At 52.6% G+C, this 14,781-nt stretch carries 18 protein-coding genes and 1 riboswitch; of the genes, 6 read left to right on the top strand and 12 right to left on the bottom strand.

What is annotated here, in order from left to right; genetic code table 11:
* Positions 1-15 precede the first annotated feature (15 nt).
* Positions 16-996 carry an Abi family protein gene (locus ACFSO0_RS16715; protein WP_376882050.1) on the bottom strand — a complete coding sequence of 327 codons (981 nt, stop codon included), beginning with the start codon at positions 994-996 and terminating at the stop codon, positions 16-18.
* A 281-nt stretch (positions 997-1,277) separates the two neighbouring features.
* Here ACFSO0_RS16715 and ACFSO0_RS16710 point away from each other — a divergent pair, with 281 nt between their 5' ends.
* Complete coding sequence (locus ACFSO0_RS16710) at positions 1,278-1,715, top strand: VOC family protein (protein WP_376882048.1); 438 nt, start codon at positions 1,278-1,280, stop codon at positions 1,713-1,715.
* 118 nt (positions 1,716-1,833) lie between these two features.
* Here ACFSO0_RS16710 and ACFSO0_RS16705 read toward each other — a convergent pair whose 3' ends face one another.
* The 5 genes from ACFSO0_RS16705 to ACFSO0_RS16685 form a co-directional block, all read right to left on the bottom strand.
* Positions 1,834-2,481, bottom strand: coding sequence for a nitroreductase family protein (locus ACFSO0_RS16705; protein WP_376882046.1), 648 nt, complete (start codon positions 2,479-2,481; stop codon positions 1,834-1,836).
* A gap of 111 nt (positions 2,482-2,592) precedes the next feature.
* Positions 2,593-4,248, bottom strand: a complete 1,656-nt coding sequence (locus ACFSO0_RS16700; protein ID WP_376882044.1) for an AAA family ATPase — start codon at positions 4,246-4,248, stop codon at positions 2,593-2,595.
* A gap of 222 nt (positions 4,249-4,470) precedes the next feature.
* The gene (locus ACFSO0_RS16695) at positions 4,471-4,764 is read right to left on the bottom strand and encodes a hypothetical protein (RefSeq protein WP_376882043.1); all 294 of its coding nucleotides are present in this window, start codon (positions 4,762-4,764) and stop codon (positions 4,471-4,473) included.
* A gap of 70 nt (positions 4,765-4,834) precedes the next feature.
* Complete coding sequence (locus ACFSO0_RS16690; RefSeq protein ID WP_376882042.1) at positions 4,835-5,143, bottom strand: YolD-like family protein; 309 nt, start codon at positions 5,141-5,143, stop codon at positions 4,835-4,837.
* 13 nt (positions 5,144-5,156) lie between these two features.
* Positions 5,157-5,366, bottom strand: coding sequence for a hypothetical protein (locus tag ACFSO0_RS16685; protein ID WP_376882041.1), 210 nt, complete (start codon positions 5,364-5,366; stop codon positions 5,157-5,159).
* A 124-nt stretch (positions 5,367-5,490) separates the two neighbouring features.
* Here ACFSO0_RS16685 and ACFSO0_RS16680 point away from each other — a divergent pair, with 124 nt between their 5' ends.
* A complete protein-coding gene (locus ACFSO0_RS16680) occupies positions 5,491-5,907 on the top strand; it encodes a hypothetical protein (RefSeq protein WP_376882040.1) in 417 nt (138 codons plus the stop codon).
* Between the two features lie 152 nt (positions 5,908-6,059).
* On the opposite strand, the gene ACFSO0_RS16675 is transcribed toward ACFSO0_RS16680, so the two are convergent.
* On the bottom strand, positions 6,060-6,263 hold the full coding sequence (locus tag ACFSO0_RS16675) for a cold-shock protein (protein WP_055744215.1): 204 nt from the start codon (positions 6,261-6,263) through the stop codon (positions 6,060-6,062).
* A 426-nt stretch (positions 6,264-6,689) separates the two neighbouring features.
* Here ACFSO0_RS16675 and ACFSO0_RS16670 point away from each other — a divergent pair, with 426 nt between their 5' ends.
* Together ACFSO0_RS16670 and ACFSO0_RS16665 are read left to right on the top strand one after the other, a co-directional pair.
* Positions 6,690-7,034: a rhodanese-like domain-containing protein gene (locus ACFSO0_RS16670; RefSeq protein ID WP_376882039.1), complete on the top strand. Its 345-nt coding sequence runs from the start codon at positions 6,690-6,692 to the stop codon at positions 7,032-7,034.
* A gap of 72 nt (positions 7,035-7,106) precedes the next feature.
* A riboswitch (cyclic di-AMP (ydaO/yuaA leader) is annotated at positions 7,107-7,261 on the top strand.
* 6 nt (positions 7,262-7,267) lie between these two features.
* Positions 7,268-7,954, top strand: a complete 687-nt coding sequence (locus tag ACFSO0_RS16665) for a CAP domain-containing protein (RefSeq protein WP_376882037.1) — start codon at positions 7,268-7,270, stop codon at positions 7,952-7,954.
* Positions 7,955-8,043: 89 nt separating this feature from the next.
* Here the strand turns inward: ACFSO0_RS16665 and ACFSO0_RS16660 are convergent, their stop codons facing one another.
* Both ACFSO0_RS16660 and def read right to left on the bottom strand, forming a co-directional pair.
* Positions 8,044-9,054, bottom strand: coding sequence for a homoserine dehydrogenase (locus ACFSO0_RS16660; protein ID WP_376882036.1), 1,011 nt, complete (start codon positions 9,052-9,054; stop codon positions 8,044-8,046).
* Positions 9,055-9,081: 27 nt separating this feature from the next.
* On the bottom strand, positions 9,082-9,606 hold the full coding sequence (gene def / locus ACFSO0_RS16655; RefSeq protein WP_376882034.1) for a peptide deformylase: 525 nt from the start codon (positions 9,604-9,606) through the stop codon (positions 9,082-9,084).
* Positions 9,607-9,787: 181 nt separating this feature from the next.
* Here def and ACFSO0_RS16650 point away from each other — a divergent pair, with 181 nt between their 5' ends.
* Positions 9,788-11,095 carry an aminotransferase class I/II-fold pyridoxal phosphate-dependent enzyme gene (locus ACFSO0_RS16650; protein WP_376882032.1) on the top strand — a complete coding sequence of 436 codons (1,308 nt, stop codon included), beginning with the start codon at positions 9,788-9,790 and terminating at the stop codon, positions 11,093-11,095.
* A gap of 136 nt (positions 11,096-11,231) precedes the next feature.
* Here ACFSO0_RS16650 and ACFSO0_RS16645 read toward each other — a convergent pair whose 3' ends face one another.
* Positions 11,232-12,401, bottom strand: coding sequence for an acyltransferase (locus ACFSO0_RS16645; RefSeq protein ID WP_376882030.1), 1,170 nt, complete (start codon positions 12,399-12,401; stop codon positions 11,232-11,234).
* A 263-nt stretch (positions 12,402-12,664) separates the two neighbouring features.
* Between ACFSO0_RS16645 and ACFSO0_RS16640 the strand changes: the two genes are divergently transcribed.
* Positions 12,665-12,799: a hypothetical protein gene (locus tag ACFSO0_RS16640; protein ID WP_376882029.1), complete on the top strand. Its 135-nt coding sequence runs from the start codon at positions 12,665-12,667 to the stop codon at positions 12,797-12,799.
* A 59-nt stretch (positions 12,800-12,858) separates the two neighbouring features.
* Here ACFSO0_RS16640 and ACFSO0_RS16635 read toward each other — a convergent pair whose 3' ends face one another.
* Complete coding sequence (locus tag ACFSO0_RS16635) at positions 12,859-14,034, bottom strand: Ger(x)C family spore germination protein (RefSeq protein ID WP_376882028.1); 1,176 nt, start codon at positions 14,032-14,034, stop codon at positions 12,859-12,861.
* Entirely contained in the window at positions 14,031-14,732 is a 702-nt protein-coding gene (locus ACFSO0_RS16630; RefSeq protein ID WP_376882026.1) for a YqjF family protein, read from the bottom strand. The genes ACFSO0_RS16635 and ACFSO0_RS16630 overlap by 4 nt, the downstream gene beginning before the upstream one ends.
* Between the last annotated feature and the right edge of the window lie 49 nt (positions 14,733-14,781).

Genomic DNA, 14,781 nt, shown 5'->3' with positions numbered 1-14,781 from the left:
TCGCCTTGTCTGTTCTCACGGTTTTCGCAGCAACGCTTCCCAGTCTTCCGGAAAGCCGATCCTATGCAATTCCACGTCCTCATGGTACGCGGAAAACAAGGCTTCCAGTCGCACGAGAAAATCGGACCAGATCTGCGGATCGTGGATCAGCTGTTTAGCGATACAGATCGGGGCGAAAATCCGATCTTGCGGAATGCCTCTTGCTTTCCATTCGCGAGAAAGTCTCGGTTTACTCGTCAGAGGTCTGTTATACAGCCTGCCGTAATGCGCACAAATATTGCGAACATACGCAAAACATTTCAGCCAGCTTTTCAAATACACAGCTGGAACCCGGTAGTTCGTTTTGGCTATGTACGTCTGATCTTCTAGCTTCATATTGGAATAGAGTTTTGAAAGCGCACCGAAGGACAGCACTTCGACGGCCACCCAAATCGGAATATCGCCATGGTACTTATCCAGGTGATGCCGGATAAATTGCTCCTGTGATCGTTGAACTTCTTTCGTTAATGCATAGAGAAAACTTTGATGATAGTCAACATTGTCAAAATGGGCTGCTTCGAGATGCCCAAAAGCGCCGTACTGATGAGCGATATGGTAGGAAATATGCGTTCGGAACGCGATTTCCACCTGTTCTGCCAGCTCCAAGATGAGATAGCGAAATCGGCGATCAAATTCGTACAGGTTGTAGATACGGGCAAACGTTGTTCCCGGAATGTACGTGCCTCTCCGCTTCAGGCTCAGTCCGTAAGCGCTGAGTCGATAGTAGTTTATTTTTTTCAGTTTCCTGATCGCAAAATCTTCATCCTCTACGATCAAACCGCGACTTTTTAAGATTTGCAACTGCTCTTCAAAGGTAGCGGGTGGCTTGCTTATTTGATAGGATTGTGCAGTCATTGATTCCCCCGAAACAGAAAAAGGCCCACCTTGGTACGCATTGTTAAGAGGCGTGGTGGGATCTGTTACTTTTATGTTATTCAATATAGTAACAGGTGTCAATACAGGTGCACGCTTTTTCGCCTGTGCTTTGCCAGGCTTTCAGCACATTGCCCATTTTCGCGAAATGAGCGAGCAGTCCGTAGGTCATCCAGATGTCTGACCTGACTTTTTGTGAAAGCTGGATCTCGCCGGGTGTCTGGATGTCACCGTCGCCATGGAACCACACCAAGGTGACGAAATGATCGCTCACAATGCCGGAAAAAAATTCCGTCTAGTTTATTTGCAAAACTCCTGGTACAAGCTAAAATGGGTACAACTACCACTGAAAAGGAGAGAATTCGATGCCGATCAATCCTTATTTGAACTTCAACGGAAACTGCCGTGAGGTCGTCGAGTATTACGCACAAGTCTTCGGAACGGAAAAACCGCAAATCATGACCTTCGGAGATGCTCCCCCCAATCCTGAATACCCGCTCCCGGAAGAAGCAAAAGCGCTTGTCATGCATACGAACTTGACAGTATGCAAAACGATGCTCATGTTCTCTGACGTGTTCCCCGGCATGCCATTCACACCCGGAAACAATATCAGTCTCGCAATCGTTCATGACAACATGGATGAAATGAAGGAGTACTTCCAAAAACTCAGCGAAGGCGGGACCGTGCGCATGGAGCTGCAGGAGACATTCTGGAGCAAATTGTACGGCAGCGTAGTGGACAAGTTCGGCATCGAGTGGCAGTTCAACTACACCAACTGCGAAGCGGACGCTGCAAAAGAATAATGACCGTGACCTTCCCGCGGGCGATGCACGGGTCGTTCTCGACGGTCCTGCATCGAAGTCCCGCAACGAATAAAGGCACCGGACGTAAAGCCGGTGCCTTTGCTATGTGCTTGCCCGTTTATTGAATGTACGTCGTGATCTCGCTTACTTCTTTGCGAGGGAGCTTCTTCGGCGTCTCTTGCGGATGGCCAAGGGCAATGACCATGTTCATTTGCTTTTCGCTGGAAATATTCAGGAAGCTTCTGATTTTATCAGCGGCGAGCAGAACAGGTCCGGTCATCGGGCACGTTCCCAAGCCTTTGGCATAAGCGGCAAGCATCAGGTTTTGCGTGGCCAGGCAGCTGCTCTTGATGCCTTCTTCTTCCCAAACCGATTCGTTCACCAACTGGATCGGCTCGAAGATTTTTTCCCGGAATTTCGACTGGTACGGCGTCGCCAGGCAGATGATGAGTGCAGGCGCATCCGAGAAAGCAGTCGCATAGGGACCAAACGAACGAGTCAGCAGCTTGGCTTCTTTTTCAAACCCTCGCTCTGTCGCTTCCGCCGCTTTTTCATGAAGAGCATCCCAGGTGAGCTGCTCGATTTGCTTGATCTTCTCTTTGTTCGTGATGACGATAAATTCCCATGTCTGCGAATTCGTGTCGCTCGGCGCGTAACGAGCACAATCGATGATATCGTTGATGTCGTCAATCGACACAGGCTGGTCCGTAAATTTGCGTATGCTCCGTCTTCCGTGAATAATATCTTTTAGTGCGTGAAAATCCATGTAGAGTGCTCCTTTTGTTTATTTACACGATTACCATTATAACGTAAAACGGTTGATTGTCGAAACAGTCTTTGCGAATGCCGGATCGATGTGCCCTGCGCCCAATTGGATTCAGTTATTGGGGTCGGCTGCTTCTCTTTTTCTCACCCCATACAGCTGATGATGCAGCTCCTCGATTTCATCCCCGGTCAGATCGCCGCGCTTCAGCAGCTCTGCGGCGATGGCGTGCACGAAGTCGGCGTAGTCCACCAACAGTTTTTTCACCTGGGCCATCTGCTCTTTTAGCAGCTCGTTGATTTTGGGGCGCAGCGCCTTCAGACCGTCGATGCGCGAACCGGCCGCCAGCCAGCTGAACAGTTCATCCCCCATCCCGACGATGCCAAGGTATGCCCCGGCGAGTTCAGTAGCCTGGTGCAAGTCGGAGGTCACGCCGTTCAGCTTTTTCCCCAGAAATTCTTCCTCTGCCGCGCGGGCGGCGAGACAGACCTGAATGGCTGCCAAAATTTCGCTGTCGCTCTGGTTGTATCGCTCGTGCGTCGGCTTGGTCGCGGCGAGGCCAAGAGCGCCACCTCGCCGGATAATCGTGACTTTCCAGACGCGTTCATGCGGTTTCAGAAAAAACTGCGCGACGGCATGCCCCGCTTCATGATAGGCCACATTGCGCTTTTCGTCGTCGCTCATGGAACGCAGCGGCTGCTTGATCCCCCACTCGTACGTCTCCATGGCGGCGCGGAAGTCTTCGTAGTTGGCGAGAGCCGCCCCCCGCTGATGGGCGATGACAACCGTTTCGTTGACGATATGCTTGATCTGCGCAGGGCTGTACCCGATCGTATCGAGGGCTGCCTTTTCAGGAGTCAGCGAAGTTTCATCGTGTTTTACCTTATTAAGATAATATTGAAAGACATCAATCCGTCCGTTGTAGTCCGGGGAGTCGACCCAAAGCTGTCGGTCAAAGCGTCCCGGCCGCAGCAGCGCCGAATCGAGGACATCCGGCAAGTTCGTCGCAGCAATCGTCATGACGGCCGGCCGCTCCGCCTTTTTGCGGTGCAAGCCAAGCGTCCGCAGCAGCCTGGCGATTTTCGTATTGTCGATATTCGGAGGGTCCATCTGGAGCAGCAGCTCGTTCAACAGCCCTGCTCCGGCCATGCCGAACATTCCTGCGCCCATGCCGCCGCCAGCTTGCCTTTTCATCCCGATGGCGTCGATTTCATCAATGAAAATAATGCATGCGCCGTACTCCCTCGCCCGCTTTCTCGCTTTGCGATACAGCCCCATCACCTTGAGGTTGCCTACCCCGAAAAACATGTTTTGAAAGCTCGGTGCCGAAGCGTACGCGAAAGGAACCTGCGCTTCGTTGGCGATCACCTGTGCCAGATACGATTTTCCGGTCCCGGGAGGTCCGCAGAGAAGCAGTCCGCGGATCGCCTCGCCGCCCATTTCCTTGAACTCCTTGACGCCTTTGAGCAGCGTCACGATTCGTTTGGCGTTTTCCACAATTTCCGGGTTGCCCCGGTAGTCTTCCCAGGTCGAGCCGGTCTCCCCGGGCAAAATCCAGTACGTTCGTCCGCGAGCCAGAAACCAGAACAGCGCGACGAACTGAATGATGATGAACAAGACGGCAAAAAGCAGTTGAAACAGAAGGGTAAAAATCCCCCAGGCGACCGCCCAATAAGTCGGACCTCCTGTCACCAGAACGATTGCGAGAAAGACGATGATGCCAAGCCAGAGGAGGATTTTCCGCCACTTGATCCACTGGTATCTCCTCATGGCACCAACTCCTTTTGCAAAATATTTTGAATATAGTATGAAAGGACAAGCCATGTGGTGCCTTGGCCCTGTCGCGTGTTCACCCGGTGAGATGTGGCGATGATGTGAGCAGCTTCATTCCCAATTATATACAGGCGGACATGCCGTTCATGTCTCGGAGCGAAGATGATGTTTGGCAAAAAAACAGCCTCCCTGCAATCAGGAAGACTATCGGCCACTTGATTAGCCAGCAAACCTGCCTTTAATATCGAGCACATACTTGAGAATGACGGCAATCCCGGAAAGGAAGTAGAAGACGATCAAGGTGTATTTCGTCGGATCGATCGAGATCATGGAGACGATGACGTTCAGTGGCAGGATGTAGTACAAAATGTCCTTCAAATACCCCAGAATGAAGTTCGGGCTAAAGGTGCCTTCCCAAAATGACCGGAACAGGACAATCAGAAAATCGATGATCATAAGTCCAAAAATCGCCCAGATCGTGTAGATCATCCAATCAGCCAGCGAGTAGCCCACCTGTATCACCACCTTTTCCCCAGCATATGCGCCGGCGAAAACGCTGGTGAGCAAAAAGCGGGAAGGAAATTCAGGATCTGGATACACTCACGATGTCTTCCACTTTGATCCAGCATGATTGTTCATGGCCGACCAGCTTGACCGCATACTGCTTGACGTCAATCTCGCGGACAAGCCCCCAGGCGGAATGGACTGAGCCATAGGAGCCGCGCTCCCTGACAAACCATTTGACGTGAATCGGGTAATGGTACTGCGTGCTGTCGTAAATGCGGAAACACATCTCGCCAAAATCGTCTTCAGCGACAACGGGTCGCTGCACATACGATGTCTCCCCGCCGTAAAATCCGTCCGCTGATGGATATGAACACTTCTCCGCCATTTTCTGCCCTCCATTACACAAGAACTGCTGCTGAAAAGGACAAGTCGCTCGTGTGAACATAGCGAATGCCTTCTGCCTTTCCATTATAACAGATGGGAACTTGTGTTCGCAATTCAATCTTTTCGTTTCTGTCGGCGTCCCTGCCTACCTGTTCTACGCCTTCATACCCCCACTCGAATCTGGCTGTATAGTCAGCCTGCGAAAACACATCCGCCGAGTTCATAAATTCCACCTCTTCCTAGTTGAAATGGTTCCTTGTCCCAATACGTTCGCCGTTACAAAGGGAGACAGGTTGAAATAAAGTATTATGTCCCACAAAACAAAAATCGATGAATGGAGTGAAAAGAATGACAGATCACAACAGGACCCGTACTGCTCGCACTACTGGTATCCTTCAAAACAATCTTAATGTTGCCCTCACCGCGCACATCGACCTGGTCAACCTGAACAACGAAAATGTTGAGGTGCGGGTACAAGTGCTGAACTGGGGAAATGCGGTCACGCAAACCAACCCTGTCGGCACTTTGCTCGATGTCACGCAGACTCTTCCAGGAAATACCCGTATTGCACTCAATGCCAGTGTACCCGCTTCCTTCCATTATGAAGTTCGTCTGTTTGTTCGCAGAAATCACGGCAATGACGGCGGCAGCGACGATAGCAATGTCCTTCTGACCACCTACGGACGTACTTCCATCGGCGGTGGCCAGCTGGTCGGCCTTTCCGTACTGGACAGCCAGTTGCAGACCGTCCGCGTCGATGACTGATTCTAAGCAACATCTGCAAGAGCGAGAAAAAGGAATTATGGTAGGAGCCATAGTTCCTTTTTCTGTTCAGATGAATCCAGCTGGAGTCAATGGTTCTGTTTTGCAGGCACAAAAAAACTGCCCGCGTACGGACAGTTTTTTGCAAAGGAGACTTACAGTTTTACTACGTTCTCAGCTTGTGGGCCACGGTTGCCTTGCACGATGTTGAATTGAACGCGTTGACCTTCATCCAAAGTTTTGAAGCCTTCCCCCTGGATTGCGCTGAAGTGTACGAAAACGTCGTCTCCGCCTTCTACTTGAATGAAACCGAAACCTTTTTCTGCGTTAAACCATTTTACTGTTCCGTTCGTTTGCATTGAAAAAAACCTCCAAGAAAGTCAATTTTGAATATGCTAGTCATATTTACCGAAGCAAATAAAAGTTCACATATCATGAAGAAATACCTTCTGACCTAAAGATATGTCTTCATGATATGTGAATGCATACCTGCTACTGTCATATGAAAATCGTTAATACGGAACTACATCAGGAAAAGTACATCTTTTGAAAACCTAAAACAACGAAAGCCCTGCCTCTCTTTCATCCTTGCGGCTCCGATGACCGCGCCAGTGTGAATCGGGCATTCAAAAAACAAAACGTAAGATCCTGCTCGTGCGAATCTTACGTAACGGATTCTCAAGTAGTAACAACATTCTACCACACCTGCCTTGAAGTCGCAACCGTCCAGTCAGACATGCCATCCGCGCCCGCATCTGCTACAATGTATCCGAGGAGTGATACGAATGAACAAAGACGTGGTTAACCGCAGCGAACTCGAACAGCTGCGGAAGGAAAACGAAAAGCTGATCATCCTGGATGTGCGCGACGAGGAAAAATATCGGGCCGGCAGCCTGCAAGTGGACGGTCTCACCCCCGTGAACGTACCTTTTGTACATATGAAGGAACAGGATCAACCTCTGCAAGACCAGCTCGCTGCGGCTTGCAAGGACGCAACGATCATTACCGTTTGCACGACGGGAAACAAGGCGCAAAAAGCCGCTGCCCTGCTGCGGGAAAACGGCTACCGCGCAGTCGCTTTGGAAGGCGGACTGACGGCCTGGAATTCCGCTGAAAAACAACCGGAATAAGGAAGCTTTCCAGATCGTTGGCAAAAATTGTTCCTATCTTTCCACCCGACATGTCTGGTATTCTGGGTCATGCCAACAAAAAAGCCGAAACTTCCTCTCGAATGGAAGTGCGGGGGATTTTTTATTTGCAGTTGTGAGACTGCATGGGGTGAATCGCCAATGGGCGTAGGGTTGTTTCCTCAATCCGAATCCGTCAACTAACCTCGTAGGCCAAAAAAAGGAGAGATGTGAATATGAAACGCCTCGGAACGATTGCAATCGCGACTTTGGGATTGGGTTTTGCCCTGTCCGGCTTTTCTTCCACAGCTTCTGCCGCCGCTGCAACTACTTGCCCGATACAAGCGTCTGCACCTTACATGCAGCAAATCCAATGGTTCCCATATATGAGCTACTTGCAGCAATTTGGCTACCAATTGCCTGTGAAGCCGACGCAGCCGCAAAAGCCTGTCCAGGCTCCTGTGCAGCAGCCTGTCAAAAAGCAAACGCCAGCAGTTGCGCAGCCGCAAGCCAAGCCGGCTGCACCTGTCAACAATGCCGGGCAGCTGGCCGAAGCTTCTGATGTCGTAAAACAGGTAGCGAACCTGGTCAATCAGGAGCGGGCGAAAGCTGGACTGAAACCGCTGCAACTGGACACATCTCTGTCGAAAATGGCGCTCGCCAAAGCCCAGGACATGTCGAGCAACCACTACTTCGACCACAACAGCCCTACGTACGGTTCTCCCTTTGACATGATGAAGCAATACGGCATCTCGTTCATGACTGCCGGGGAAAACATCGCCATGGGTCAGCGAACGGCCGAAGAAGTCATGACGCAATGGATGAACAGCGAAGGCCACCGTCAAAATATTATGAACCCGGCTTTCACCAAAATCGGCGTAGGCTACGTCAACGGTTACTGGGTGCAAGAATTTATCGGATAAGAAAAAACCTGAGCTTGAAGCGAAAGCCGAGCCTCTCTGGAAGAGGACTCGGCTTTCTTTGCGTTGCTGTGATTGGCTGAAAATGCCAGCTAGCGGCTGATGATATGCTCCAGATCCTTCAAGGCAGCTGCGGCTGCGGCCGTCGGGTCCGACTTTCCGCCGATGACGAGCAGCTCGCCCATTACATCCGTTTCGACACGGATGGCTTTGGTCGTCCCTTTTACGCTTGCAAACGGATGGGTGGGCTCCACTGCCAATAGTTCCACTGCGGCGCGGACACCTGCAGACGTCTTGCGGATGCTTCCCACCAGCTTCGGCGTCAATCCCGCCTCTTTCCAGGCCGCGAGCTGTTTTCGGCTCACATCCCGCACGCCCATGATCGGCACATCCGCCAGCTTTAGCTGCCCAGCAAACGCGGCGTTGGCGAGAATTGTCACCTTGCATGCCGTATCCCAGCCGTCGAGATCAAATGTCGGATCAGGCTCGGCGACTCCCATTTGCTGTGCCCGGGCGATTGCTTCCTCGCAGGAAATGCCCTCGTCCATCATGCAGGTCAGCACGTAGTTGGCCGTTCCTGTAAAGACGCCCTCCACGGCCAAAATTTCGCATCCCGCCACGTTGTACTGCAAGAGGTCGATCGTAGGGAGCGCCGCAGCCGTAGCCCCACTGATTTTGAGCGAGACCCCGTGCTTGCGCGCCAAGCCGGATAAGTTCGCGTAGTCTGTCACCAGCGCCCCTTTGGAGACCGCGATCACATGCATTCCCTGCTCCAACGCACAGCGTATGTAAGCAAGCCCCGCCCCGCCTGTAGCAATGTCGGACGGCCCCGCTTCCACGAGAACATCTCCATAACAGGAGCGCATGAAATCAGTGCCGGAAAAGGACGCGTCCGACGCCCGTTCCGTCCTGCCAAAAGCATCCAATGCCGCGCGCGTCAGCCCTTCCCCGGCGTAAATGCCGCCAGTAGACCGGGCGACACCGACCAGGCGGACATCCGCGCCGTACTTTTCCCGATACCGCTCCTGCCGCTGCTCAAGCAAAGCCGCTACCTGCTTTCCAATCGTTCCGTATCCCGTCAACACGAGGTTCCATCGTTTCATTTGTCATCCATCCCGTACCCGATCCGCTTATCGTACGATTCTTCGCTGATGCATGAGAATCGGCTGTGCGTCTTGCGGTTTTAATTTTTTTCCTGTCTTGGCAGAATACAGCTCATCCACGTAATCGATGAACAAAATGCCTTCCAGATGGTCCATTTCATGCTGGAAGCAGCGTGCGGTAAAACCTTCCGCTTCCAGAATCACGTTCTCCCCGGCCCGGTTTTGCGTCTGTACCTTCACATACTGCGCCCGCTTTACCATCCCGACGACACCCGGAATTGACAGGCAAGCTTCCGGACCGATCTGCTCTCCCGCTTTCTCCAGCAGGACCGGATTGATCAGCTCGATCAGCCCGTCGCCGCAATCCATGACGACCAGCTGTTTGGCAATGCCGATCTGGATCGCGGACAGCCCGGCCCGTCCTTTTTCCGCGTAGATCGTCTGCGCCATATCGTTCAATATTTTCTCGGTATTGGCATTGATCGTCGCTACCTTCCTGGATCGCTCACGCAAAATCGGATCTCCCAAGCGAACGATGATTCGCTCCGCCATCCATCATCCCTCCCGTGCCTGCTCTGTTACGTTTTCACCGTAGCAAAGCCATTTTACTTTTGTCAAAGGAATTCCATGCAACTATCTGAAAAATCCTTCCCTGCCAGATGACAAATGGTTGTGAATACGCTATCTTTATTGGTAAACGATACAGATGTTCCACTAGAAGAGGGAGGCTACCATGCACGCATTAGCAGCACAGCTGAATGAGACCATCCAGCGCGAAAATCCACATGTATACGAAATGTTGTCCCACCTGGCGAAGCTGATCTACTTTCCAAAGGAGGGCATCCTGAGCCAATCAGCTGAAGCCAAGGCAAAAGCGAAAAAATACAATGCAACGATCGGGATTGCATTGGAGAACGGACAGCCTATGCACCTCAAGGTGATCCAGGATCATCTGTCCTCCTTCCAACCGAAAGACATTTACGAATACGCCCCGCCAGCAGGCAAACCGGAGCTGCGTGCCGCATGGCGGAAAAAAATGATCGAGGAACAACCCGCGCTGGCGAACCACTCCTTCAGCAACCCCATCGTCACCAACGCCTTGACGCACGGATTGAGCATCGTCGCGGACCTGTTTGCCGACAGCGGCGACAGCGTCATCATCCCGGACAAAAACTGGGAAAACTACGAGCTGACGTTCGGAATCCGCCGCGGTGCCGAAATCGTTCACTATCCACTGTATAACGACGAAATGAAGTTCAACGCGGCAGGTCTGCGCGATGCCATCCTGGCGCAAAAAGAAAAAGGAAAAGCGATCGTCGTCCTGAACTTCCCCAACAACCCGACCGGCTATACGCCAGGACCGGAGGAAGGCAAAGAGATCGTAGCCGCCCTCAAAGCTGGCGCCGAAGCGGGCATCAACATCGTGGCCGTGACGGACGATGCCTATTTTGGCCTGTTCTTTGAAGATTCGCTCCAGGAATCGTTGTTTGCCAGCCTGTGCGATCTGCATCCGCGCGTGCTGCCAGTCAAAGTGGATGGCGCGACCAAGGAAGAATACGTATGGGGCTTCCGCGTAGGCTTCGTGACGTATGCCTCGCCATCTGCCGATCTGCTGAACGCCCTGGAGCAAAAGACGCTGGGTATTATTCGCGCGACCATCTCCAGCGGCGCGCATCCTTCCCAGACCTTTGTCCTGCACGCCCTCACTTCTCCGGAGTTTCAGGCGCAGAAGCAAGAGAAATTCAACATCATGAAAGGCCGTGCGAACCGCGTCAAACAGCTTTTGGACAGCGGCAAGTTCGACGATGCGTGGAGCTACTACCCGTTCAACTCCGGGTACTTCATGTGCCTGAAGCTGAAAACGGTCGATGCCGAAACACTGCGCAATCACCTGCTCGACCAGTACGGCGTAGGCACCATCGCCCTTGGCGAAACCGACCTGCGCATTGCCTTTTCCTGCATCGAAGAAGAAAGCATCGATGAGTTGTTTACCCTGATTTACAATGGCGTCAAAGACCTGGAAAAAGCAGTGGCAAAATAATCTTGCCCAAAACAAGGCAGCAAGCGCAAAAACCAGTCCGCACGGGAGAACTCGTGATGGACTGGTTTCTTTTGTGTCCGGGTCTGTCAGGATTGCAAGGATGAAGCGGAGAGCAGAAATGGCATTCCCCCCCTGTTTATCCGGCATGCGGCAATTCTTTTCGCTGTACATCGGTCGTGGAACGTTTTTTCTCGGCTGCACCCACCAGCAAAGCGCCGAACGGCAATTTGCCCAGCCCGTACGAGATGCCGAACGAGAGCAGAGAGCACAGGAAAAAGGCAATGATGCTTCCAGACAAACCGCTGGAGAAGATCTGCCATGCATTCAGCCCTTTCATGACATAGGTCAGGACGAGCGCGTGCACCAAATAGGCCCCGTACGAGTATTTCCCCAGCAGGGCAAACCAGCGGCTTCCCTTTCCGCTTCCGAGCCGCAGTGCGAGAGCGTAGACGAGCAGCAATTGCGCGACCGTGTAGAGAAACATCGACGGCTTCAAGGAAGTTGCCACGTTCAGATTGATCTTGCCGCTTCCCGAATCCCGCAGCAATTCATACCCGATATAGCCGTACAGGATGACGAAACCAGCGCCGATCCACAGCCAATTGCGGATTACGGCCTGACGGAATGCGGACAGCGTGACCGCAGCCAAGCCCCCCATGAGAAAGTAGAAAAAATAATAGAATGCATTGCGGTCGCGGTATTTGATCCAATACGTGTCCAGCCACGCCAGGTCAAAGCGAAAGCCGTGATTCGGGATGTAGCGGGCCGAAAACCAGACGAGCCAGCCGTACAACAGGCCGAGCGCCGCGATGGCCAGCACGAGCTTGCTTCGCGTAGCGGACCATTTTTGCAACGCATGAAAAGCGCGCTGCCAGAGCGGATACAGCAGATAAAACTGGAAGATCATCACGACGAACCAGAGATGATAGGAGGCGCTGCCAGTCAGCAGGTTTTTAAGAACCGTCCAGCAAATGGATTGTCCATCTGCCTGCAAATTAGGCTGCAAGCTGAGGTACACCCCAGACCAGACGACGTACGGAACCAGAATTTCTTTCACCCGCTTGCGGATAAACGATGGATAATGGACGCGCTCGTAGTAGTTGTATAACAGCACGAGCCCTGTAATGAAAATGAAAGCTGGAACCGCGAATTTCAGCAGATGAAACAGCATGCCGTACAGGATGGCCGTCTGCTCCCCCACTCCCGGTTTTCGCATGTACACGCCGATGACGTGCTGGTAGACGACAGCCAAAAAAGCAAAAGAGCGTATCAGATCAAGTTCGGCGATTCGTTCTTTACGGATCATGTAAAATTTCCTAACCTTCCCACTTTTATTTGTTTTTGGTGACCTTTTCATATTACCCTCGCCCCATCCCTCCTGCAACCCTGCCCCAAAAGAAAAACCGCTGCCGAGTGCAACGGTTGCGTTATCATCTGCTGTCTATTTCTCCCGGGCGAAAGGCACCCCTTGCTGCGCGCTTGTCTGTTTCCGGTTGCGCAAACGGGCGACAAGCCACGGATCAAGGGAATGGCTGTAAACGCACGGTCGTCTGAAGGGAGTTCGCTTTGATGTTGGAAGTGAGAGGAGTGAAGTCCGGTGCTGTCCAGAAATTGAAAACGACGAGCAGGAACCCGAACGGCAAAACGAGCGGGCGATCATCGTCCAAACGAAGCCACTGTGCCGTTCCGTGCGCCAAGGCGTAAGTAAACACGGAGATTTTCAAAGATGAGCGCAAAAATCAGCGTGATTCCCGCGACACCCTTCACTTTTGCCTCACCTCTGCTCCCGGTATGCCGCCTGGGATGTTGATCAGGCCCGGGCGTCTGATGTACGAGGTGATTTGCAGATCGACGTCGATAGTCGGAAACACTTCATCCCACCTGTCCTTCACTTGGGCAAATTCCTTCGGGTACTTCCGGCGAAAAGCTGTCGCAAAACCGAAAACATCCGTTTTCATGTCGTGCTGCAGCAGATGGAACGTTCCTCTCATGCGCGCTTCGATGTCCTTGCGCAGAGCCACCTGCATGAGGTGCAAGAGATCCGGGTTGCTCAGATTCAGATTGGTCCCGTTTTGGATCAAAAAGCCCTCCGACTCGGCCTTTACCGTCATTTTCCATTTCCCTTTTTCGATGGACGGAACAAGCTCGGTGACCTCACGTATCGGAAGCAGCGAGACGAAGCCTTTTCCCTTTTTCGCCTTTACGGTCACAGTGGTCGAGTCGATTTCATTGCGGACCCACATGACTCCCCTCGTTGCTCTCTCCGACAACTGGCCGATCATCTTCCCTTCCTTGAAAATGGCACTGCCAAACAAATTAGGGGTTCGGGAAGTCTGTTGCGAGGAACCCGGAGTGGGGACCAAATCGATGATCGGCAGAATGGCAGCCTTGGAGGGGCTCTTGAGCATCTTCATGAGCTCAATCAAGGTCACCTCCATTCCGACATGCAGCCCAGACAGCTCGCGAATCGTTTCTGCGGAATCCCGTTCCAGCTTGGGATTCGACAGGAGGACATCGACCGCTCTCCCTTTGCTGACGTACATGAATGCCCGATTGCGCGGCTGGGGATGCCTCGCAAGATAATCGACCAAATCCGCAATGCCTTTCTTCGCGATCTCTTCCCCGTAGATGTATACCTTACAGTGCCCCCAGAAAATCAGTCGCGGAATCTTCATCTGGATTTTGGACATCGCGTCGGCAATGGTCACTCCTCTGGCGGAGCGTACGATAGTCAGGCTCTTCATGCCCGTTCCTTGCAGTCCTCCCCCACCCAACGCACGGGGGATGAATACCTGTATGGACAGCTCGAGTTCTTGATCCTCTGCCTTGTCGATTGCGGCTGCCGTTACGATGGCCACATCGTTCACTTCGATACGGTCCCAGCAGCCGCACAGGATTAAGCTGCACAAGAGAATGGCGAGATGGCAACGCGCTTTCAATTAGTCCCTCCCCTTTTCTGTGCTTCCCGGATTGGCCAAATGATGCTTTGCACGCCGCGAGCGTACAGGCAGAGGGGCGGGTACCCCGCCAGGGAAAAGAAGTTGTGGGTCATGGTGTTTTCCCGAAAGGTTACCGCAGCCTTTTGCAGCTTCCAAGGCTCGTGATAGACATCTGCCCCGTATATCTTCTTCGATCTCGCGCACTGGCAAAACAATGTGTAACGCTCCGTCAGCCAATGCTCCAGAGAGCCAGGCCGTGGCATAAACATGGCGGAATCAGGCCGATACACTGCGGAAAACCGTCCTGTCGCCAGTGGGCTGCGCCATCGCCTGGATTGCACATCAATTTCTTCTCCCCGATGGCGAAATTGCATCGTCGCGGGATGGTACGGAAGCCGGTACCATTTTTTGGCGATCGTAGTCATCAGCGGGTTGGCGGCATCCAGCGAGAGAAAGTAAATCCCTGATTTTCCACCTGCCTTGACATAGGTGCGCACATTGATCTCCGGAAATGTGTGCGTAAACGGAATACGGGGCGTAAAGCGAATGCGTACGCCCGTGAGCAGGAAGGGGATAATGCTGATCCAGGCTTGGCCGTCAAACGTATCCACCTCGATCTCGGCCGGGATCAAGGGACGAAGGAGGTCACAGGGAACCGGCCAATGCGCAAACAGCAAATGCTCCCATGTCTGCCACATGATCCACCCCGCTTTGCCTGCGGGATTCTGTATCGGAATGATTGACGTA

Origin of the sequence: Brevibacillus sp. GCM10020057 (assembly GCF_042683565.1) — a bacterium.
Taxonomy (GTDB): Bacteria; Bacillota; Bacilli; order Brevibacillales; family Brevibacillaceae; genus Brevibacillus.
The sequence above is the reverse complement of the archived record's forward strand: the minus strand, read 5'-3'. Positions and strand labels throughout refer to the sequence as shown.